Genomic DNA, 20,050 nt, shown 5'->3' on the forward strand with positions numbered 1-20,050 from the left:
GAGCGGCCCTCGGTGCTCGATCGCGAGCACCGGGGGCCGCTCCGCATTGCACCCGGTGTGTGGCTTTCGCGGTCGGCGCCCGTGGGCCGCGCCGCTACGATCCCGGCCTCCCGAAGGCCCCGATCCCCGCAGGCACCGACCCGATCCGACCGCATGACCGCTTCCCGACGACCCAAGTCCGACGCCCTCTTCGACGCCGCCCAGAAGATCGTCCCCGGCGGCGTGAACAGCCCGGTGCGCGCTTGGAAAGCGGTCGGTGGAACGCCGGTACACGCGCACAGCGGTGCCGGCTGCTGGCTGACGGACGTGGACGGCAACCGCTACGTCGACCTGGTGATGAGCTACGGGCCGCTCATCCTCGGCCACGCCCCGGCGCGCACGACGGCGGCGATCGTCGAGGCGGCGGCCGGCGGAACCACGTTCGGCGCGCCGACGGAACGCGAACTGCGGCTGGCCGAACGCATCGTCGAGTACGTGCCGGGCGTCGATCGCGTGCGGCTCGTGAACTCCGGCACCGAAGCGACGATGAGCGCCCTGCGACTGGCGCGCGCGGCGACCGGACGCGACGCGTTCCTCAAGTTCAACGGCTGCTACCACGGGCACGGCGACTCGTTCCTGGTGAAGGCCGGCTCCGGCGCGTTGACGCTCGGCGAGCCCGACTCGCCCGGTGTGCCGAAGGCTCTCGCGGAGCTGACGTTGGTGGCCGAGTACAACGACACCGACGAGGTGCGGCGCGTGTTCGCCGAGCACGGCGACCGACTCGCGGCCGTCTTCGTCGAACCGATCGCGGGCAACATGGGCACCGTCAATCCGGCGCCGGGCTTCCTCGAGGCGCTGCGCGAGCTGTGCGACGCGCACGGTGTCGTGCTGGTCTTCGACGAGGTGATGACCGGCTTCCGCGTGGCGCGCGGCGGTGCGATCGAACGCCTCGGCGTCGTGCCGGACCTGGTGACGCTGGGCAAGGTCATCGGCGGCGGACTGCCGATCGGCGCCTACGCGGGCAAGGACGAGCTGATGCGCCAGATCGCGCCGCTCGGCAAGGTCTACCAGGCGGGCACGCTGTCGGGGAATCCGCTCGCCACGGCGGCCGGGCTCGCGACGCTCGAGGCCCTCGAGGATCGCGGCGCGTACGAGTGCCTCGAGGACGCGGGCGCGTTCGTGCAAGCCGGGCTCGAGGACGCCGCGCGCGCCGCCGGAGTGCCGCTGTTCGTCGGCCGCTGCGGCTCGATGATCTGTCCTTACTTCGCGGCCGAGCCGGTGACGCGCTTCGACGACGTGATGGCCTCGGATCGCGAACGCTGGGTGCGCTTCTTCCACGTGATGCTCGACGAGGGCGTCCTGTTGCCGCCGTCGCCGTTCGAGGCCTGGTTCCTCTCGACCGCCCACGACACCGAGGCGCTCGAGCACATCGTCCGCGCGGGCGCGAAGGCGCTCCAGTCCGTAGCCTGAGACCCGTAGCCCCAGCCCGACCGACGCCGAGTCCCGAAGCGCCATGAACACCACCCAAGCGATCCGCCACTCGTTCGAGGAGGCGCGCGACACCCTCGCCGCCTTCCTCGCCGACCCCGCCCACCTGGCCTCCGTCGAGGCCTTCGCCGACCACGCGCACCGCACGGTGACGAGCGGCGGCATGCTGATGTCCTGCGGCAACGGCGGGTCGATGTGCGACGCGATGCACTTCGCCGAGGAGTGGACCGGTCGCTTCCGCGGCGATCGGCGCGCGATTCCGGCCGTCGCGTTCTCGGACCCCAGCCACCTGACCTGCATCGCGAACGACTTCGGCTACGACCAGGTCTTCGCGCGCGAGGTCGAGGCGTACGGCAAGGGCGACCAGGACCTGCTCGTGGCCATCTCCACCTCAGGCAACAGCCCGAACGTGCTGCGCGCCGTCGAAGCTGCGAAGAAGATCGGCGTGCGCACCGTGGGCCTGCTCGGCAAGGGCGGCGGCGAACTTCGCGATCTGGTCGACCTGGCCGTCGTCGTGCCGAACGCGACCACGAGCGACCGCATCCAGGAGGTGCACATCAAGGTGCTGCACATCGTGATCGAAGCGGTCGAGCGCAAGCTGTTCCCCGAGCAGTACGCGGCGCAGTAGACATCGCTCGGGCGTGAATGCGCCTCCCGGTCACCGCGTAGCCCCTCACCATGTCCCGCCGCATCTCGTCCGACCGCAAGTTCGCCTACTACCTGGGCGGCGCGCTGATCGCCATCGGGCTCCTCTTGTTCCTGTCGGTGTTCGTCACCGGAGCGCTGAACTTCGGGAACTTCGACGACTTCGACGGACAGGCTCGAAGCTCCGGCATCCGGGCGATCGGCGGCATGATCCTGATGATGGTCGGCGGCTTCGTCCGCACGGTCGGAGCACGCGGCGCCGCCGGTTCGGGGCTCGTTCTCGACCCCGAACGCGCCCGCCGCGACCTCGAGCCGTTCAGCCGCCAGGGCGGTGGGATGCTGAAGGACGCGCTGGACGAGGCCGACATCGCGCTCGGCAGCGCTCGCGACCACGAGCCCCTGGTGATGATCCGTTGCCGCGCGTGCTCGACCCTCAACGAAGAGGACTCGAAGTTCTGCCAGGAGTGCGGGCAGCCGGTGTGAGCGCTGGAACTCGCTCGTCCGCGGAGTGAACCCGTCGGCGAACGCCGCGTTGCTGAGCGCGAGACGCCCGTCCACCGGGCGCCCGTGAAGCACGCGATGGAAACCGACCACGAATCGACCGAGGACGAGCGCCCGCGATGGACGGCGGGGACCTGGAGCGTGGTCACCGCCCTCGGGATCGCGGCTCTCATCGCGATCGGCATCGCGGTCCGTCGCTGGCCCACTCCCCCGATCGAGGGCGAGCTCGTCGTCGAGATCGAGCGCGTCGAGGGGAACTCGGTGTACTACGTGGTGCGCAACGAGTCCTTCGTGCGGCTCGGGACCTCGTGGCACTCGTGGTCCGAGCTCGACCCAGGACACCTGGTCGCCCTCGATCCGGACCGTGAGCTGCCGAACGGCTTCTTGTGTGGAAATGGGATGTTCCTCGTCTCCATCCTTCTCGACCCGGGCGAGAGCTTCCACGGAACGACCGAGGATTGGCCGGGTGATCGTCCAATGGCGATCGAAGTGTGGATGTACGAGCTCGCGCCCAATGCACACCGTGACGCTGGCACCAATCCGATCGTCGACGTGGCGGTCGAGATCGAAGACGGCGCGCGCCCCATCGTCGTGCGCTCCGAGCCTATCGGGCTCGCGCACGTGGAGCCGAACGGTCCGGCCATCGAATCCGAAGATCTGGCTTGGACGAACTGGAGCGGCCAGCGCCAGGTCGAGTGCCGATCAGCGTCGATCGTCCTCACGCGCGTCACTGGATTCACCACCGACGGGTTCGAACGCGAGCACCACGCTGCGAACGGGCTCGGCACGATTTCGGACGGAGTGGCCTTCTCCGTGGCCGTCGGCGCCGCGACCGTCCCGCCGAGCGCGGTGGTGTCCATCGTTCTGCAGGACGACGGCGGGAGCGCGGACACCGAGCTCGAGCGCGAACTCCGCTACGCCCAACTCGTCGCCGAAGCACAGGAATCGGTCGGTCGGAGCGCGCGTTACTTGGGGTGCACGATCGACGGCACCACGCGACGCGCCGTGTTCGGTGGCGTGCAGCCGAACGACTTCCGCGCGGGACTCGAGCGGATCGCACAACGCTACCCACAAGTCGCGGTTTCGATCAGTGAACCCGCGGGCGAGTTCGCCGCAGCGCGCTCCGACCTCCTTGGCGGGGACTCCACCTCGCCGCGTGTGCCCGCGATCGTCGACGAACGACGCGATGCCTGGTGGATCGAGCGTCCGTTCGAAGCAACGCTTCGGACAACGAGCGTAGACGACGCGAAGCGACTCGAGGCCGAACTGCGCGGCGCCGGCTGGCACGTCACGACGTTCTTCGGAACGGCGAAGGACCCACAGCGCTGCACTCTCTACGCCGAGCGTTCGAGCGCGCTCGACGAACCCCACATCGTCGAACTTGAGGAAACCTGTGCGGCCCATGGGGCGCGACTCGAAGGATGGACCGCGGCCTTCGTGCCCTGGGACCCGACGCGCTGCATGCCGCCCGAGCCGACACTGGCCGACCCTCCCCGCTGATCACCGAACGCAGCCCACGCCGCACCTCCTACCGCCCGTGCACCGCCGCCAACACGCGGCGCGCGGCCTCGATCACACCGAGGCCCGGATCGCCGAGCAGGGTCTCGTCGATCTCGACGATGCGGCCGTTCGGTCCGCAGGCGGAGAGGCCCGACAGGATGCTGTGCGAGCGGATCGCCTTCGCCTGGCCGACGCTCGTGACGATCAGCGGCGGGTCCATGGCGACCAGCTGTTCCGGCTCGTAGCTGGGCCAGGCGGTGAAGCCCGCTTCGGCCGCCAGGTCGCGCACGCCGCCGTAGTAGAGGACGTCCGCGTAGTTCGTGCCCGTCGTGCCGCCGAGCACCGAGTCGCCGAACACGGCCAGGTACACGCCGGGCACGCGCTCGTCCGCGGGCACGGCGGCCTCGAGGGCGGCCAACTCACGCTCGATGCGCGCGGCCAAGCGGTCGGCGCGCTCGCGTTCGTCGACCAGCGCGCCGAGCGTGCGCACCTGGACGAGCGTCGTCGCCGCGCCGCGCATGTCGCCCAGGTCGAACACCGCGAGGCCCGATTCGCGCAGGCGCGCCACGAACGGCTCCGGCGCGTAGGGGTTCGTGAGGACGAGGTCCGGCTGGAACGCGAGGATGCGCTCGATCTGCTGCGAGTCCTCGACGTACGCGATGCCGCCGAAGCGCCAGGCGTCGGTGTGGCTCTTCGCCATGTAGTCGGTGACGGCGGCGATGCGCTCGCGTTCGACCAGTTCGAGCAACAACGCGTCGGCCACCGTGTTGATCGAGACGATGCGTTCGTAGCGCGCGATCGGAACTGCGACGCCGCGCGCGTCCACGACCTCGGTGGCGCCGATCGCGGGCGCGGTGGGCACGTCGCTGCGCTCGGCCGTCGGTCCGACTCCGGCCGAGGGCAACGTCGCGAACCAGGACGCCAGCACCAGCGCGAACACGAGCAGTCCGCCGTTCAGAAGATCCGTCTTCATCGGGCGTCCTCCTGCTCGCGCAAGCGGTAGCCGAGTCCCGCGCCCTCGATCAGTTGCACGCCGTAGACCGCGCCGATGCGGTCGTCGCGCACGATCTCGTCGGCCGTTCCGGCGGCGTGCACACGGCCCCCGTCGAGCAAGACCGCGCGATCGGCGTGGCGGCGCACCTCGGCCAGGTCGTGCAGCACCACCAGCACCGTGCGACCGCGATCCGCGAGCCGGCGCAGCGTCCCGTGCAGCTCGAGCACGTGGCGCACGTCCTGGGAACTGGTCGGTTCGTCGAGCAGGAGCGTTTCGGCGCCAGTGGCGAGCGCGCGCGCCAGGAGCACCCGTTGTTGCTCGCCGCCCGACAGTTCGGTGAAGCGCCGCTCGGCCAGTTCGGCCACGCCCGCTTCGTCGAGCGCGCCCGCGACCGCTTCGTCGTCGCCCGCCGAACTGCGCGCGAACGGGTCGCGATGGGCGAAGCGACCGAGCTCGACCACGGCGCGCACCGTGAGACGCGCCGCCAGCTGGGTCCGCTGCGGCACGTAGGCCAACCGGCGCGCGCGCTCGCGCAGTCCGAGCGCGCCGAAGCGTTCGCCGTCGAGTTCGATCGCACCGGTCGAAGGCACCAGCCCGACCAACGCCTTGAGCAACGTGCTCTTGCCCGACCCGTTGGGCCCGAGCAGCGCGGTGACCAGTCCGGGTTCGGCGACCAGGTCGACGCCGAACAGCACCTTGGGACCGCGCGCGTAGGCGGCGTCGAGACCGCGCACGCGCAGGCCGGTCGCCCCGCTGGTGGAGGCGCGCAGATCCGCGGCACTCATACGATCCGCCCCTCGCGCGAGGCGCGGGCCAACAGCACCAGGAACACCGGCGCGCCGACCAACCCGGTCACGACGCCGAGCGGGATCGGCGACGTGGTCGGCACCACGCGCGTCAGCACGTCGGCCCAGACCACGAACGCGCCGCCGCCGACCAACGCGGCCGGGAAGAGCGCGCGGTGCAGCTCGCCCACGAACGAACGCAGCACGTGCGGCACGACCAGGCCGACGAAGGCGATGTTGCCGCCGATCGCGACCGCGGCGGCCGTCAGCGTCGCGGCCCAGACGATCACCCAGCGGCGCACGCGCGGCACGTCGACGCCCAACGACCGCGCTTCGTCCTCGCCCGACAACAACACGTCGAGGTGCCGGCACCAACCCATCGAGACCGCGGCCGTGATGGCGACGAGCGGCAGCGCCAACAGCGCGTGGCGCGGACCGGTGCTCTCGACGCCGCCGAGCGTGAAGGCGACGACGGCGCGGCCCAGCTCGTAGCGCTCCTGCGCGATGGCCGACAGGAGGCCGACGACGCTGAGGAACAGTGCCGACAGGATGAAGCCGGTGAGCAGCACCGTGATCATGCTCGCGTCGCGCCCGGTGACCGCCAACAGGATCGCGAGCGACGCCCACGCGCCGACGAGGCAGCCGATCGGCAGGACCAGTTCGGCCGGCAACCACGGCGGCAGCGCACCGGCGAGCAGCGTGTTCCAGAGCAGCAGCACGGCCACGCCGCCGAGGCTCGCACCGGCGCTCGTGCCGATCAGCGACGGACTGGCGAGCGGGTTGCGGAACAGGCCCTGCACGAGCACGCCGGCCCCCGCGAGCGCCGCGCCCGACAGGAACGCGTTCGCGAGCCGCCAGCCGCGCAGAACGAGGAAGCGCTCGCGCAGCGCCGCGTCGGACAGGTCGCCGGCGCCGACCAACAGGGACGCGACCACGCCGCCCGCGAGCAGCACGATCACGACGACCCAACAGGCGGCGGCGCGGCTCATGCGTGCGCCTCGGTCGGCAGGCTCGCGACGCGGCGCACCGCGGTTCGGCGAACGGATGCTTCGCACTCGGTGCGCGGTCGGTTGGATCGGGACGTGGAGTGCGACATCGGGCCCGATCGGACGGGAGCGCGAAGGATCGTCACGGCCCGGCCGGGGCCTGTCAACCCGACTCAGATCGAGTCCAGTCCCCACGCGAACGCGTAGGCCGGCAGGTTCGCCGCCTGGGCACCGATGCGCTCCGCCACCGACTCGAGCTCGGGCCCTTGGTTCTCGGGCGGAAGGATCGCGGCCAGCAGTTCGGCGTCCGTCAGCGCGCGCGGCCCGGTCGGGCTGTCGATCAACGCGCCGATCCCGCTCGGCACCACGCGGCAGCCGGTGCGTGCCTCGAGGAACCGCCCGGCGGCCGCGCGATCGGCCAACTTGGCCATGCCGAGCGGTCGCGTGACCGCCACACAGCCCGCGTCGAGCAGCGCCTCGGTCACGGCGTTCGACCAATCGGGTGCGAGGAGGTAGAGCGGTCCGCTCGCCTCGTGCCCGGACGCCTCGCGCGCGAAGCCCGAAACGAGTCCGAGCACCGCCGCCGGCTCGCCGGCCCACTCGTGCACGCAGGTCGCGAGGTCGCCGCCGCGCCCGCGCAGCGCGTAGGCGACGATCTGCCCGTCGCGCACCGCGACGCGCGCGTCCATGTTCGGACAGCCGAGCAACAGCGCGAACTCGAGCACGCCGCGCACGGCCCGCACGGGGTGCTGGTCGTAGAGCGCGAGCAGCGCCGCCGCGTCGCTCGGCAACGCCGTCCGCAGCGGCAGTTCGTCGCCCAGCGTCAGGTCGACGGGCAGGACCACGTTCCACTCGCAGGCCGCCGCTCGGTAGCCGTTCGCCTCGTACAGACGGTCGTCCATCGGCCACAGCAGGGTCGCCGCACAGCCGGAGCGACGCGCCCAGGCCTCGGCTTCGGCCAGCACGATCGACGCGAGCCCGCGCCCGCGCCAGTCGGGATCGGTCGAGACGGACCCGAGCAGCGCCACGCGCAGCCGGCCGAACGGCGTGACCAGTTCGCGCTCCAGGTACCCGCACGCCGAGACGACGTCGCCGTCGACCACGAGTCCGACGAAGCGTCCCGGGGTGCGTTGGAGCGCGCCGAGTTCGAGCACGCGCGTCCCGTCGCGCCGCCGTTCGCGATCGCGGAACAGCAGCGGGTACTCGGCGGCGAGGTCGCGCTCGGGACCCCATACGCGCGTGAACAGCGCGAGCACGTCGGCGCCGTCCATGGCGCGCAACGCGACGGATTCGACGGGGACGTCCTCGGGCGAACGAGCGGAGGCGGGCTCGAGTCGCTCGGACTCGACGGGCCGCTCCCGTGGACGACGCGGCTCCTGCCCAGCGACATCGAGTCGCACGGCCCGGGGCCGGCCGAACGGGTTCGCGTCGCTCACGTCACGCACCCTGGGCGCGGCGTTGGCGGTAGGCCTCGAGCAGCTGCTCCTGGAGCGACAGCGCGTCGTCGAGGGTCGAACGGGCGTCCTCGACGGCACCCGCCAGCGACGCCGCATCGGTGACGGAGCCCTCGCTCTGGCGCAGTTTCTCGGCGCTGCCCGCAAGCTGGTCGAGCAGTGCACGGAAGAGTGCGCCGTCGGACGACGTCGCCGGTCCACTGGTGCGCTGCGCGTCGTCGGCCGCGCCCGTGGTGCTCTGGATCCTGCTCGGATCGATCGGTCCGGAGTTCATGGTTCTGGGCCTACAGGAAGTTCAGCAGCGAGGTCTGGATCAGCCGCGAGCCCACGGCCTGACTGAGTTGGAGCACCTGTTCGGACCGTTGCAGCGCCAGAACCGCTTCGGCCAGATCCGTGTCGCGCACCGTGCTGAGCTGGCTCTGCACGTTGATCTCGAGGCTGTCGAGTCGGTTCGCCGCGTCGCTCAGTCGCGAACTGCGCGAACCCAGGACGCCCAACCCCGACAGCACGTTGTCGTGGTGGCGGTCGAGCTCGTCGAGGTTCATGCCGAGCCGCTTCGAGATCTCGTCGGAGGTGTAGTTCTCCGAGTTGGCGAGGTCCGCGGCGACGGCATCGAGCACGTCGAACAGCGACACGTCGCCCGAGAACTGGATCAGCTCGTCGCCCGCGCGCGTGACGTTCGCGACGTTCACGTTGAGCACGCTTCCGGTCTCGGGGTTCTCGAGCCGAATCTCGGGCAGGGAGAAGTCGATGGTCTGGAAGTTCACGCCGTCGATCGAGACCGAGCCATCACCGGAGACGGGCCCGGCCACGTCGGCGCCGTTCCACAGCGTCAGATCGAGATGCAGCTTCGCCCCCGTCTCGCTCTCGACGACGAGGTCGGTGTAGTTCTCCGACCCCACTGCGGGGATCGGGACCGGTGTGCCCGAACCCATCTGGATCGTGCCGGCCGTGGTGTCGACCACCAGGTTCGCCGGGCCGATCAACGTGTCGTTCGCTCCGCCCGCGACGCTCGCGATGCCCGAACCCGCGAGCCCCGAGAGATCCGTCGCGTCGTGGCGCACGGTCACGTTCTCGGACCCCTCCCCCTCGCTCGCGCTGGCCCCGAACGCGAGGCCGGTGAAGCCGGAGAGGCTCGGTCCCGAGCCCTGGTCGAGCATGAAGAGCGACTGTCCGGAGACGTTGATCGGAATGCCCACGCCCGGTCCGATGCGGATCTCCTGCTGGACGTTGTCGCCGAAGTAGTTCACGCGCCCGTCCGGACCGTCCGCGAAGGGGCGCGTGTCCGTCTTCGAGCCGGCGAACAGATAGCGATTCCCCTGGCGCGTGTTGCCGAGCGTGACGAGCTGCTCGCGCAGGAGGGCGACCTCGGAGGAGATCGCCTCGCGCGACTGCGGATCCAGCGTGCCGTTCATGCCCTGGATCATCAGCGCGCGAACCTGGGAGACGAGACTCGAGACCTCTTGCAGGACGCCCGCCGCGCCGTCGGCCGTGTCGCGTCCGCTGCGGGCCGCCTGGGCCGAACGCTCGATGTCCGCGATGCGCCGCTCGAAACCGAGCGAGAGCGCGGCCCCGGTCGGGTCGTCCGACGGTCGGTTGATGCGCCGCCCGGTCGAGACCTGCTCGGAGTAGCGAACCATGTCACCGAGGTTCGTCTGCAAGCCGTCGAGAACGAGGGCGTAGGTCTGGTTGGTCGAGAGTCGCATGGTTCCGTTCAGATGAGGGAGAGGATCGTGTCCTCCATTTCGCCGAGAGCGGCGATGTAGCGCGATGCGGCCTGGAACGATTGCTCGAAGCGGATGAGGCTGACGAGCTCCTCGTCGACGTTGACGCCGGAGATCGAGTCGCGGCGCGACTGGAGGCTCTCGAGCACGGCGCGCGAGGAACGCGACGACGCGTCGGCGGATCCGACCTCGAAGCCGACACCGGCGATCATCTGTCCGTAGCGCTCGCCGAAGTCCTGGCCACCGAGGGCTTCAAGCGAACGGTCCTGAAGTTCGAGCAGCGCGAGCAGCGTGCCGTTGTTCCCGCCGCTGCCGCTGCTGGAGCTCGCCAGGAGGCTCGGGTCGTCGACGAGTTCGTCGCGCACCTTGATCGAGCCCGCGTCGGAGCCTTCGAAGTAGGTGTTCAGACCGAGCACGGCGAGCACGTCCGAAGTGTCCGAGTCGGCCGTGGCTTCGACCGAGAGGCGATCACCGGCCAAGGCCGAGACGTCGCCGATGCCGAAGCTCGCGGTGAGTCCGTTCGCCAACTGGAGCGAAGTTCCGGGCACGTAGCCCTCGCCGACGTCGAGCGATCCGACCACCTGGCCCGACGAGTCGACCACTTCCACGGTCAGTCCGGGCGTGGTGCCGATGCTGCCCTCGCCGGTCGGGCGGAGGGTGTAGACCTCGTCGCCCGCTCCGTCGTACGAGCCGCCGATCTCGACGTCGACGCTGTCGAGCGCGCCGGTCACGGTCTGGCCGACGGCACCCGCGAGTCCGAGTGCGCCGACCGCCGAACCACCCGTGATGGTCAGACTCTCGGTCGTGCCGCCCGACGTGGTCTGGACGAACAGGCCGCCGTCCTTGGCCACCGCGACCGCGCCCGACGCCGCGAACGCCGCATCGCCGTTGAGCACCGCCGCGAGTTCCTCGGCGGTCGCCGAACCGATCGCTGCGAAGTCCGAGGCGGAGAACGCGACGGAGACGGTGGAGGGGATCCCGCCGGCCATCACCGACAGGTCCAGCGTGTCGCCGTCGACGAGCGCGAACGGCTCGCTGGCGCCCGTTCCGATCGAGGCCTTGGCTCCGCCGAACGTGCCGGCGACGTCCGGATGCGGCACGACGAGGTTCGAGAACTCGAAGGCATGGCCGGTCGACGAAGTCATCGTGAAGTGACCCGCGTCGTCGACGTAGGCCTGGACGTCGGGGATCGAGCTGATCGCGTCGACCAACTCCTGGACCTGCATGTCGGGGTCGATGGCGACCGTGTGCTTGACCACCAACCCGGTGACGGTGTCGTGGACGTTGACGGTCAGTTCGCCGTTCGAGATCTCGAAGGGCAGGCCGGAGTCGGACAGCTTCTGCACGCCCAGGACTCCGCCTTCGTAGGCGACCTTGAGGGGCGTCGCAGCGACGAGCTTGTTGAACGGGCCGCTGCCGGGGACGCCGGTCGTGTGGACGCGGTTGACCTCGAGGATCAGTTGGCTCGCGAGGCCGTCGAGCCCCGACTTCAGGTCGGACACGAAGTCGTTGCTGATGTTCAGGAGGCCGCCGAGCTTGCCGGAGAGGTTCTTCAGCGGCGAGTTCGCTCCTTCCGCCATGACCGCCAGCGTGCCGTCGTCGGCGACCTGCAGTTCGAGCGGGAGCGTCGTCGAGGCGTCGACCAGGAGCGCGCCACCGACGTGGACCCGCACGCCGCCCGGACCCGAGTCGTTGACCTGGATGGGCACGAGTTCGGAGAGCTGCTCGAGCATCTGCTGACGCTGGTCGCGCAGGCTGTTGGCCGTCACCTGCCCGCCCTCGACCTCGTTGATCTTCACGTTGAGATCGGCGATCTGGGCCGCGAGGTCGTTGATCTGACGCACGACGATCTCGGCCTGACTCTTGGTCGACGTCTGCGCCTCCTCGAGACCCGCGTTCACCTCGTTGAAGCGCGTCGCCAGGATCTCGGAGCCCTGGACGAGCGAGCTGCGGCGCACCGGATCGCTGGGGTCGATCGAGAGCGACGAGATCTGGTCGAAGAAGTTGTCGAGCATCGACCCGATGCCGACGCCGTCGAGGTCGCCGAAGATCGACTGGATCTCGTTGGCGCGCTGGAGCTGTTGGTCGAGGCGCCCGACGATCGACAGTTGACCGACGATGCGGCGATTGAGCAGGTCGTCGACGACGCGCGTCAGATCGCCCGCCAGGACACCGGTCCCGACGAGGATGTTGCCGCGATCGAGACCGATGCCCGCCGCGAGCCCGACCTTCTGCCGCGAGTAGCCGGGCGTCGAGGCGTTGGCGATGTTGTTGCCGACCGTGTCCAGCGCGTACTGAGCCGTCAGCAGCGCCTGGAGGCCGGTGTTCATTCCGATCGATCCCATGTCAGCCCCTCGAGTCCACGAGTACGCCGCGCTCGCCGTCGAGTCCCTGCGGACCGAGGACGGTGTCGAGCGCGAGTCGAACGATCTCGCGCTGCTGTCGCGCGACGAGCGCGACACGCCGCGAGCGCGCCTGGACCGCTTCGCAGGCCGCGCGCAGCTGCACGCGCAGCCGCCCGAGTCCTTCGCCGTCCGGTCCGAAACGCTCGGCGACGCTGCCGAGCGTGAGTGTTCCCGCCGCGAGTCCCCAGGCCGCCGCCAGCTCGCGCAGGGTGCGGTCGAGTTCGCGCCGTCGTGCTGCACCGCGGGCGTCGAGCCCCTGCAGTCCGCGCAGCGACGCCTCGACGTCCTCGGGTGAACCGCTGCCGAGCTGTTGCTCGTGGGCGATCAACGCGGCCTCGAGGCGCTGCTGGACGCCGAGTTCTTCCTGGGCCCAGGCTTCGAGCCGAGGCAGGAGGGAGCGCGGGTTCATGCGCCCACCTCGTCCGTGGCGGCGCCATTGGCGGCCGCATCGGCGCCGGCGTTCGCGGCGGCGTTCGCAGCGGCTTCGACGCGAGCACGCGCCATGCCTCCGAGCAGTTCGGTCATCCCGAAGAGCGGGCGCTTCGCGAGCTCGTTGCCGAGGTTCTCGTCGAGCATCGACGAGAACGTGTCGGCACCGGGGCCCGAACCGAAGAAGCCCTCCTCGAGTCCGGCGCGCATCTCCTTGACGAGCATGGTCGCGAGCAACGACTCGAACTGGCGCGCCGCTTCGGCCACGCGTTCGGGCGACTGCATGTCGCGGGCGCTGTTGGCGAGGCTCGCGACCTTGTCGGCCTGGGCGGCGCCGTTGGCGAGCGCCGCGTCGACGCCGAGGGCGGAACCAGCTCCACCGAGTCCTGAGAGTCCGTCGCGCATCACATCACCACCAGCTCGCCGTGGAGCATGCCGGCCCGCGAGAGGTCCTGGAGGATCCCGACCATGTCGCGGGGCGTCACACCGAGGACGTTGAGCACCTCGACGACCTCTTGGAGGGTCGCGGCGCCGTTGATGATCGACAGCTGGCGTTCCTCCTCCTCGATGAGGAGGTTCGTGCGCGGCTGGTTCTCGGTCGTGCCGTTGCTCAACGGGCCCGGCTGACTCGTCTCCGGCGTTTCGGAGACCGTCACGGTGAGGTTGCCCTTGGTGATGCCGCCGGCACCGATCCGCACCTCTTCGCCGAGGATGACGACGCCGGTGCGTTCGTTGACGACGACGCGTGCCGAGGCTTCGGGCACGAACTCGGTCTGGAGGATCTCGTTGATGAAGTAGACGCGCTGGTCCTCTCCGACCTCGCGCGGCACGGCGATCTTCACCGTCATCGCGTCGATCGGAACGGCGGAACCGGGGAAGATCGTGTCGACCGCGTTCGCGATGCGGACGGCGTTGCCGAACGACCCGTTGGACGACTTGAGGTCCAGGTGCAGGAAGCCGAGGTCCGTCACGAGTTGGCTCGGAACCTCGCGCTCGACCTTGGCGCCCTGGGCCACGATGCCGACGGTCGGGTGGTTGCGCTGGGCCGATGCACCGTCGCCGCTCGCGCTGAGCGCGCCGGTCGTGATCGGCCCGGCCACGGTGGCGTAGACGTCTTCGGAACCCGGCGCGAACAGCTCGCACCACACCAGCGAACCGCCGGTCAGGTCCTCGGCGTCGTACATCGACGAGACGCGCGCATCGAGGTGGCGTCCGGGCTTCACGCCGGGGGGGAGCGTCGCCTGGACCCAGACCACGGCCGCGTTGTTCGACGCGATCTGGCTCGGCTCCAGGTTGAAGTTCTGGGTGTTCAGAAGGTTCTTCAGCGCGAACGTCATCGCGTTGCCCGAGTCACCGCTGCCGTCGAGGCCCATCACGAGCCCGACGCCCTGGACGACGTTCGTCTCCTGACCGCGGATGATCGCGATGTCGCGGATGCGCACGCGGATCTGGCCGCTGCGGCCGGGAGCTTCACCGCGCAGCGGGCGCTCGACCACGCGCACCGTCGAGCTCGAGGACCACACCGGCTGACGCGGCGCCTCGACGCCGCCGTAGAGCGGGTAGCCGGCGTAGTTCGGCAGGTTCGGGTCCGCGACGGGACGGCGCGACGGGTCCTGGGCCGCGGGCGCGGGAGCCGGCGCGGGGGCCTGGGTCCGCACCGGTGCGGCGGTCGGGCGCGGCGCATCGGCCAGCGGCCACGAGGCGTCCTGAGCCGCGAGCGGATTCGCGCTGAACGCGACGGCGCAGAGGATGGAGAGAATGAGTTTCATGGGATCGGTCCTTCGGAGGAGGCGGATCAGAAGGGCCAGAGCCAGTCGAGGGCGTTGTAGATCCAGGAGCCCAGGCCGGTGCGCTGGGTCGAGACGGTCGCGGGACCCGCGCCGACGTATGAGATGCGCGCGTCGGCCACGAGCGCCGAAGGCACGGTGTTCGCGCTGGCGATGTCGTAGCGGCGTACGACGCCGGAGAACTCGATGAGCTTCACCTGGTTCTCGATGCGCAGTTCGCGCCGCCCGCTGATGACCATGTTCCCGTTGGGCAGCACGTCGACGACCATGGCCGTGATGCGTGCCTCGAACGAGTCGCGCTTGTCGACCTGCGAGGAGCCGGAGAAGGAGTCGCTCGAGTTGGCGCCGAGCGAGGGCAGTAGCGAGAAGGCGTCCGGCTTGATGTCGAAATTCGTCATCTCGTAGTTGAGCGACGTGGACTTCGACGTGTCGGCCGAGTCTTCGCTGCTGACGTCGGCGGTCTCGACGATCACGACCGTGACGAGGTCGCCGATGCGCCGCGCGGTCTTGTCCTGGATCAGTCCGACGGGGCCGTGCGCCGTGTTGTAGAGCGAGCCGGGGCGGTTCTGGGCCGCGGCGTCGATCGCGCACGCGCCGCCGGCGACGAGGACGGTGAGAAGGAGGCTGAGGAGGTTTCGCATGGTTGTTCGGTGATCGGCGGTTCAGTTGGCGCCCAGGTCGACGACGACGAGACTGCGGCTCTCGACGATGCCGAACATCTCGCGGCTGCTGTCGGCGATGCGGATGCGGATGCGCTCGCCCAGAGCGCCGCCCTGCAGTGCGATCGCCGCGGCGCGCGCACTGACGGCACCGCGACGCACCTCGACGATGATCGGCGCCTGCGCTTCGACCGCGAGCGGACGGTGCACGTCGAGACCGACCAGGGCGCGGCCGGCCTCGAGCTGACGAGCGGCCACGGCTCCGACCAACATCGAGCTGGTGAGAGCCGAGTCGGTGCGCGAGCTGGGGACGAGCACTTCACGCTGTTCGAGCATGTCGGCCGTGATGACCGTCCCCGACGGGATCGAGCGCTCGAGCACGGCGACCAGCTCCCAGCGCTGGACACGGAAGTGGACCTGGCGCGTGGCGTAGGCACGGCCGTCGACCTCGACGCGCACCGTGACCGACTGAACGCCGGTTCGGACGTCGGCCGAGTTGAGCGAGGCGCGCACGACCGGATCGCTGCCACCTTCGGGCACTTCGACGTCGACCACTCCCTGCTGCAGTTCGAACGTCGTGCGACCACCGGTCACCGCCGCGGCGAGCGCTTGGCGAGCGACGTCGATGATCTGGCTGCTCTCGACGATGCGAGTGATCGGCTGGACCTTGCAGGTGGCCGAGCCGGTGATCTCGAACACGAATCCAGGTTGGACGAGCGTGATCGCCTGGGCGACGCGCTCGGCGAAGAGGAGGCGCGAGTAGCCCGGCGAGGGCGAGTAGCCCAGGTCGATCGCGGCCAGCGTGGCTCGCGTGGCCTCGTCGACGCCCGTGATCGTCGCGACTTCGCCGAGCTCGATGGAGTTGCCGGTGACGGACGCGTCGGGGGACAGGACGATCGAAGCGCCGTCGAGGAGGAGTGCACAGAGAATCATGGCGGCGTTCCGATCAGTTGATGAGCTGGCTGACTTGCTGGAGCATCTCGTCGCCGACCTTGATGGTCCGGCTGTTGACCTCGTAGTTGCGCTGGGCCTGGATGAGCTCGATCAGCTCCTCGACCACGAGCACGTTCGAGCGCTCGAGCGCGCCCTGGCGGATGAAGCCCGCACCGTCGGCACCGGCCGTGCGCTGGACGGCCTGTCCGGAGCTGGCCGTCGTCTGGAAGAAGTTGGCGCCCGACGCCTTCATGCCCGCGGGGTTCGGAACCACGTACAGGAGGATCTCGTCGAAGCGCGCCGCATCGCCACCGGGTGTGATGCCCGAGACCGTGCCGTCGGCGCCGATCGTCAGGCCCGTGACGCCTTCGGGGATCTGGACGCGCGGCTCGAGGTAGAAGCCGTCGACCGTCACGATCGAACCGGTCGCGTCGCGGCGGAACGAGCCGTCGCGGGTGTAGCGGAACTCGCCGTTGCCGAGCGAGACCTGGAAGAACCCGGGGCCGTTGATGGCCATGTCCAGCTCGTTGCCGGTCGGGTCCATGTCGCCCTGCTGGTGCTGCTTGATCGAACTTCCGATCTCGACGCCCGAACCGATCTGGAGACCGGTGGGCGTGGCGTAGTTCTGACCCGTCAGCGCACCGGGATCGCGGTAGGTGCGGTAGAGCAGCGACTTGAAGGCGACGTGGTCGCGCTTGAAGCCGGCGGTGTTGGAGTTCGCGATGTTGTTCGCGAGCGAGTCCACCTGCATCTGCTGCGCGAGCATTCCGCTCGCAGCCGTTCGCATTGCTCGAATCATGATCTTCGGGGGGATAGGCGTGTTCTTCGGTGCTCGATCGACGGGGCCGGGTGGGCCGCGATCAGGCGTTCGGTCGGTTGAGTCGCTCGTAGCTCGAGCTGATGAGTGAGACGCTGCGCGACGCCACGTCGTAGGAGCGCTGCTGGGCGACCATCTCGACGAGTTGTTCGATGCCGGAGACGTTCGGCTTCTCGACGGCGCCCTGGTGGATGACGGCCGTGGCGTTGATCTCGACGGCGTCGAGCGGTGCGCGGTAGTAGCCGTTGCTCAGCGCGACGAGCGTGCTGCGGTCCTGCAGGTCCACGAGGCGCAGCTTCCCGAGCTCTCGACCGTCCTGACTGACGACGCCGTCCTCGCGGACGCTGAAGTCGGTGCTGAAGGGGTCGAGCGGGCCGCGCCGTTCCTCCCAGGCGATGGGCAGGCCGTCGGGGCTGACGAGCTCTCCGTCCTCGGCGACGACGAGGCGCCCCTGACGCGAGAGGACCTCGCCCGACGGACTCTCGAAGGCGAAGAACCCATCGCCTTCCAGGGCCAGCTCGAACGGGTTGCCGGTCTCGTCGATCGGCCCCTGGGAGAAGTCGATCGATCCGACCGTGCCGCGCGCGATGTCGACGCCGTGGTCGGTCAGAGCCAGGAACTGCTCCGACACGGTCCGGGTCTGCTTGAAGCCGGGCGTGGACAGGTTGGCGAGGTTGTTCGCCGAGAACTGGATCGCCCTCTCCGAGCCACGCATGGCCGAGATGGCGGAGTAGAGACCGCGATTCATGCCTCCCGTGGAGCAAGCGGGATGCCAAGTGGGCAGAACGGCTCGGAACCCACTGGGGAGGCCCGTTCGTGAGCCCGCGAACCACGTCGCGCGCTCGCGGAGCGAAAGACTTTCCGCCCCCGTGCAGGGAGCACCGGGCCAGTGCTTCCAGGGCGGAAAGAAGTGCGCCGCGAATCGAAGGAGCGACCCGCCGCGGCCTGGGGCCGGCGACGGGTCGCTCGCGCTGAGAGGGGGGGCCGCGCGCCGAGAAGTACGCGCTACCGAAGGATCAGATGATGTTCACGGCCTCTTCCAGGAGCTGGTCCTGGATGGAGATGATCCGCGCGTTGGCCTGGAAGCCGCGCTGGGCCTGGATCAGGCGCACGAACTCCTCGGCCGTGTTGACGTTGGACTCCTCGAGCGCGCCGCCGACCACTTCGCCGACGCCGCCGAAGTCCGCCGATCCCAGGCGCAGCTGACCGCTGTTGCCGGACTCCGCGAAGAAGCCGTTGCCGATGTCCGACAGGCCGCGCTCGTTCGGGAAGGTGGCGACGCCGAACTGTCCGAGGTCGAAGGTCTGTCCGTTCGAGTAGAAGCCGGTGACCGAACCGTCCGCGTTGACCGAGAGGTTCGACAACGATCCGGCCGGGTAGCCGTCCTGGAAGTCGGCGACCAGCGAGGTCGCGCCGCCGAACTGCGTGACACCTTGGACGGAGTCGATACCGGCGAACGACAGGTCGATGGACTGCGCGCCGGAGCCGGTGAACTGCACCGTCACGGCCGATGCGCCGCTGCCCTGCAGAGTCCCGTCGTCGGCGAAGGTCACCGTGGTCGTCCCACCGTTCAGGATCACGCCCGAGCCGTCGGGCAGTGACGTGCTCATCTGCCACGAGTTGTCGTCGATGCGCTCGAGCGTGAAGTTGACGATGTGGCCGAGACCGGCGCTGTCGTAGACCTGGATCGAGGTCTCGACCAGGTCGGGACCGGTGCCCTGGGTGGAGACCGAGAAGGCGTTCGCGGCCCAGTTCGCCGAGCCCGTGTTGGCCGCGCCGTCGGTCAGGACCAACGCCATCGCCGCTTCGCCGCCCTCGTTCGCGGTGACCGAGATCTGGCCGCTCGCCGCGTCGAACGCGACGGTCGACTCGGGGAACGAGCCGTCGAGGAAGGCGACCAGGTCGCCCACGGTCGTGCCGTCGTTCGCGGCGCCGTAGGTGAAGGTCGCGCTGACGACCGATCCGTCGGCGTCGGTGCCGGAGACGGTGATCTGGTCGCCGTCCACGTAGTCGACGAGGTTCGAGGGCATCGCGTTGAGCGCGGTCAGAGCCGTGGCGGTCGACTCGGTTCCGGACTGCAGTCCGTTCTGCAGGCCGAGGGTCGAAGCCAGGTCCGTACCGGTCGCAGCGGGCGTCACGAGGATCGTCGACGCCTCACCGGTGCGGTCGCTCGTCAGTTCGAGTTGGCCCGCACCGTTGAGCATCGCGGTGACACCGTTGACGTTGGTGTTGATCTCGTTGACCACGTCGGTCATCTGGATCTCGCCGGTCGCACTGCTGGTCAGAGCGATCGTCTGCGCTGCGCTGCCGTTGGCCGTGATCGTCATCGAGTAGGTCGTGCTCGGCGTGAGGCCGGTCAGGATCCCACCGGGCGGCGCGACCGAACCGGTCAGAAGAGCCGACGTGCCGTCCTTGATGCCGTTCGACGTGTTCAGGATCTCAGCCAGCGGACCGCCGACCTCGGCCGGCAGGTTGCCGATCATGTTGACCTCGCTCGTCGCCCGGGGCGCGACGTTCGCATCGGTGTCGATGCGGAACGGCGAGCCCGTGTCGTCGAGCACGCGGAAGCCCGTCCGCTGGTCCACCATGTTGCGGTCGGCGTCGAGACCGAAGGCGCCGACGCGGGTGTACAGGTTGCGCTGGCCGTCGGACACGGCGAAGAAGCCGCTCCCACGCATCGCCAGGTCGAACGTGCGTCCCGTGAAGCCCAGCGTGCCCTGGGTCACGTCGCGGTCGACGACGGAGAGGCTGGTGCCGAGACCGATCTGCATCGGGTTCGTACCGCCGAGCGTGTTCGAGGGCGGCGAGCCCTCACGCAGGGTCTGGCTCAGGATCGAGGAGAACAGAGCGCGCGACGACTTGAAGCCGTTGGTGCTCGAGTTCGCCAGGTTGCTGCCGATGACGTCGATCCAATCCTGGTGGGCGCGCAGGCCGCCGAGGGCGGAGAGTAGAGCTCTGGACATG

19 protein-coding genes are annotated in these 20,050 nt (G+C 69.8%); 4 read left to right on the forward strand and 15 right to left on the reverse strand.

Features of this window, described 5'->3' with window-relative positions; all coding sequences use genetic code 11:
* Positions 1-153 precede the first annotated feature (153 nt).
* From hemL to Pla163_RS18010, 4 genes are all read left to right on the forward strand, one after another.
* The gene (gene hemL, locus Pla163_RS17995; protein ID WP_145191968.1) at positions 154-1,449 is read left to right on the forward strand and encodes a glutamate-1-semialdehyde 2,1-aminomutase; all 1,296 of its coding nucleotides are present in this window, start codon (positions 154-156) and stop codon (positions 1,447-1,449) included.
* A gap of 43 nt (positions 1,450-1,492) precedes the next feature.
* Complete coding sequence (locus tag Pla163_RS18000) at positions 1,493-2,095, forward strand: D-sedoheptulose-7-phosphate isomerase (protein WP_145191971.1); 603 nt, start codon at positions 1,493-1,495, stop codon at positions 2,093-2,095.
* A 50-nt stretch (positions 2,096-2,145) separates the two neighbouring features.
* A complete protein-coding gene (locus Pla163_RS18005; RefSeq protein WP_145191974.1) occupies positions 2,146-2,595 on the forward strand; it encodes a zinc ribbon domain-containing protein in 450 nt (149 codons plus the stop codon).
* A gap of 96 nt (positions 2,596-2,691) precedes the next feature.
* Positions 2,692-4,113, forward strand: a complete 1,422-nt coding sequence (locus Pla163_RS18010; protein ID WP_145191977.1) for a hypothetical protein — start codon at positions 2,692-2,694, stop codon at positions 4,111-4,113.
* A gap of 28 nt (positions 4,114-4,141) precedes the next feature.
* On the opposite strand, the gene Pla163_RS18015 is transcribed toward Pla163_RS18010, so the two are convergent.
* The 15 genes from Pla163_RS18015 to Pla163_RS18085 form a co-directional block, all read right to left on the reverse strand.
* The gene (locus Pla163_RS18015) at positions 4,142-5,086 is read right to left on the reverse strand and encodes an ABC transporter substrate-binding protein (RefSeq protein ID WP_145191980.1); all 945 of its coding nucleotides are present in this window, start codon (positions 5,084-5,086) and stop codon (positions 4,142-4,144) included.
* Entirely contained in the window at positions 5,083-5,892 is an 810-nt protein-coding gene (locus Pla163_RS18020) for an ABC transporter ATP-binding protein (protein WP_145191983.1), read from the reverse strand. The genes Pla163_RS18015 and Pla163_RS18020 overlap by 4 nt, the downstream gene beginning before the upstream one ends.
* Entirely contained in the window at positions 5,889-6,881 is a 993-nt protein-coding gene (locus Pla163_RS18025; RefSeq protein WP_145191986.1) for a FecCD family ABC transporter permease, read from the reverse strand. Before Pla163_RS18025 ends, Pla163_RS18020 begins: the two co-directional genes overlap by 4 nt.
* Before the next feature lie 170 nt (positions 6,882-7,051).
* Positions 7,052-8,314 (reverse strand): GNAT family N-acetyltransferase, encoded by a 1,263-nt coding sequence (locus Pla163_RS18030; protein WP_419186116.1) that lies wholly within the window; start codon positions 8,312-8,314, stop codon positions 7,052-7,054.
* A gap of 1 nt (position 8,315) precedes the next feature.
* Positions 8,316-8,606, reverse strand: coding sequence for a hypothetical protein (locus Pla163_RS18035; RefSeq protein ID WP_145191992.1), 291 nt, complete (start codon positions 8,604-8,606; stop codon positions 8,316-8,318).
* 10 nt (positions 8,607-8,616) lie between these two features.
* Positions 8,617-10,038 (reverse strand): flagellar hook-associated protein FlgL, encoded by a 1,422-nt coding sequence (gene flgL, locus Pla163_RS18040; protein ID WP_145191995.1) that lies wholly within the window; start codon positions 10,036-10,038, stop codon positions 8,617-8,619.
* 8 nt (positions 10,039-10,046) lie between these two features.
* Entirely contained in the window at positions 10,047-12,386 is a 2,340-nt protein-coding gene (gene flgK / locus Pla163_RS18045; RefSeq protein ID WP_419186117.1) for a flagellar hook-associated protein FlgK, read from the reverse strand.
* A 16-nt stretch (positions 12,387-12,402) separates the two neighbouring features.
* On the reverse strand, positions 12,403-12,870 hold the full coding sequence (locus tag Pla163_RS18050) for a hypothetical protein (protein ID WP_145192000.1): 468 nt from the start codon (positions 12,868-12,870) through the stop codon (positions 12,403-12,405).
* Positions 12,867-13,295, reverse strand: a complete 429-nt coding sequence (locus Pla163_RS18055) for a rod-binding protein (RefSeq protein WP_145192003.1) — start codon at positions 13,293-13,295, stop codon at positions 12,867-12,869. Before Pla163_RS18055 ends, Pla163_RS18050 begins: the two co-directional genes overlap by 4 nt.
* A complete protein-coding gene (locus tag Pla163_RS18060) occupies positions 13,295-14,659 on the reverse strand; it encodes a flagellar basal body P-ring protein FlgI (RefSeq protein ID WP_145192006.1) in 1,365 nt (454 codons plus the stop codon). Before Pla163_RS18060 ends, Pla163_RS18055 begins: the two co-directional genes overlap by 1 nt.
* Before the next feature lie 26 nt (positions 14,660-14,685).
* Positions 14,686-15,318 carry a flagellar basal body L-ring protein FlgH gene (locus tag Pla163_RS18065; RefSeq protein ID WP_145192009.1) on the reverse strand — a complete coding sequence of 211 codons (633 nt, stop codon included), beginning with the start codon at positions 15,316-15,318 and terminating at the stop codon, positions 14,686-14,688.
* A gap of 21 nt (positions 15,319-15,339) precedes the next feature.
* Positions 15,340-16,269 carry a flagellar basal body P-ring formation chaperone FlgA gene (gene flgA / locus Pla163_RS18070; RefSeq protein WP_145192012.1) on the reverse strand — a complete coding sequence of 310 codons (930 nt, stop codon included), beginning with the start codon at positions 16,267-16,269 and terminating at the stop codon, positions 15,340-15,342.
* A 13-nt stretch (positions 16,270-16,282) separates the two neighbouring features.
* Positions 16,283-17,056 carry a flagellar basal-body rod protein FlgG gene (flgG, locus tag Pla163_RS18075; protein WP_419186118.1) on the reverse strand — a complete coding sequence of 258 codons (774 nt, stop codon included), beginning with the start codon at positions 17,054-17,056 and terminating at the stop codon, positions 16,283-16,285.
* A gap of 73 nt (positions 17,057-17,129) precedes the next feature.
* Positions 17,130-17,834 carry a flagellar hook basal-body protein gene (locus tag Pla163_RS18080; protein ID WP_145192018.1) on the reverse strand — a complete coding sequence of 235 codons (705 nt, stop codon included), beginning with the start codon at positions 17,832-17,834 and terminating at the stop codon, positions 17,130-17,132.
* Between the two features lie 268 nt (positions 17,835-18,102).
* Positions 18,103-20,049 (reverse strand): flagellar hook-basal body complex protein, encoded by a 1,947-nt coding sequence (locus Pla163_RS18085; protein WP_145192021.1) that lies wholly within the window; start codon positions 20,047-20,049, stop codon positions 18,103-18,105.
* Position 20,050: the final 1 nt, after the last annotated feature.

Origin of the sequence: Rohdeia mirabilis, assembly GCA_007750655.1 — a bacterium.
In the GTDB taxonomy this organism is placed as follows: Bacteria; Planctomycetota; UBA1135; order UBA1135.

What these genes read in the sequence shown, in the direction of transcription:
- Pla163_RS18065 (WP_145192009.1), bottom strand. Translation starts at nt 15,318, where the DNA reads ATGCGAAACCTCCTCAGCCTCCTTCTCACCGTCCTCGTCGCCGGCGGC.
- Pla163_RS18060 (WP_145192006.1), bottom strand. Translation starts at nt 14,659, where the DNA reads ATGAAACTCATTCTCTCCATCCTCTGCGCCGTCGCGTTCAGCGCGAAT.
- Pla163_RS18015 (WP_145191980.1), bottom strand. Translation starts at nt 5,086, where the DNA reads ATGAAGACGGATCTTCTGAACGGCGGACTGCTCGTGTTCGCGCTGGTG.
- Pla163_RS18085 (WP_145192021.1), bottom strand. Translation starts at nt 20,049, where the DNA reads ATGTCCAGAGCTCTACTCTCCGCCCTCGGCGGCCTGCGCGCCCACCAG.
- Pla163_RS18000 (WP_145191971.1), top strand. Translation starts at nt 1,493, where the DNA reads ATGAACACCACCCAAGCGATCCGCCACTCGTTCGAGGAGGCGCGCGAC.
- hemL (WP_145191968.1), top strand. Translation starts at nt 154, where the DNA reads ATGACCGCTTCCCGACGACCCAAGTCCGACGCCCTCTTCGACGCCGCC.
- flgG (WP_419186118.1), bottom strand. Translation starts at nt 17,056, where the DNA reads ATGCGAACGGCTGCGAGCGGAATGCTCGCGCAGCAGATGCAGGTGGAC.
- flgK (WP_419186117.1), bottom strand. Translation starts at nt 12,386, where the DNA reads ATGAACACCGGCCTCCAGGCGCTGCTGACGGCTCAGTACGCGCTGGAC.
- flgA (WP_145192012.1), bottom strand. Translation starts at nt 16,269, where the DNA reads ATGATTCTCTGTGCACTCCTCCTCGACGGCGCTTCGATCGTCCTGTCC.
- Pla163_RS18035 (WP_145191992.1), bottom strand. Translation starts at nt 8,606, where the DNA reads ATGAACTCCGGACCGATCGATCCGAGCAGGATCCAGAGCACCACGGGC.
- flgL (WP_145191995.1), bottom strand. Translation starts at nt 10,038, where the DNA reads ATGCGACTCTCGACCAACCAGACCTACGCCCTCGTTCTCGACGGCTTG.
- Pla163_RS18055 (WP_145192003.1), bottom strand. Translation starts at nt 13,295, where the DNA reads ATGCGCGACGGACTCTCAGGACTCGGTGGAGCTGGTTCCGCCCTCGGC.
- Pla163_RS18020 (WP_145191983.1), bottom strand. Translation starts at nt 5,892, where the DNA reads ATGAGTGCCGCGGATCTGCGCGCCTCCACCAGCGGGGCGACCGGCCTG.
- Pla163_RS18080 (WP_145192018.1), bottom strand. Translation starts at nt 17,834, where the DNA reads ATGAATCGCGGTCTCTACTCCGCCATCTCGGCCATGCGTGGCTCGGAG.
- Pla163_RS18050 (WP_145192000.1), bottom strand. Translation starts at nt 12,870, where the DNA reads ATGAACCCGCGCTCCCTCCTGCCTCGGCTCGAAGCCTGGGCCCAGGAA.
- Pla163_RS18025 (WP_145191986.1), bottom strand. Translation starts at nt 6,881, where the DNA reads ATGAGCCGCGCCGCCGCCTGTTGGGTCGTCGTGATCGTGCTGCTCGCG.
- Pla163_RS18010 (WP_145191977.1), top strand. Translation starts at nt 2,692, where the DNA reads ATGGAAACCGACCACGAATCGACCGAGGACGAGCGCCCGCGATGGACG.
- Pla163_RS18005 (WP_145191974.1), top strand. Translation starts at nt 2,146, where the DNA reads ATGTCCCGCCGCATCTCGTCCGACCGCAAGTTCGCCTACTACCTGGGC.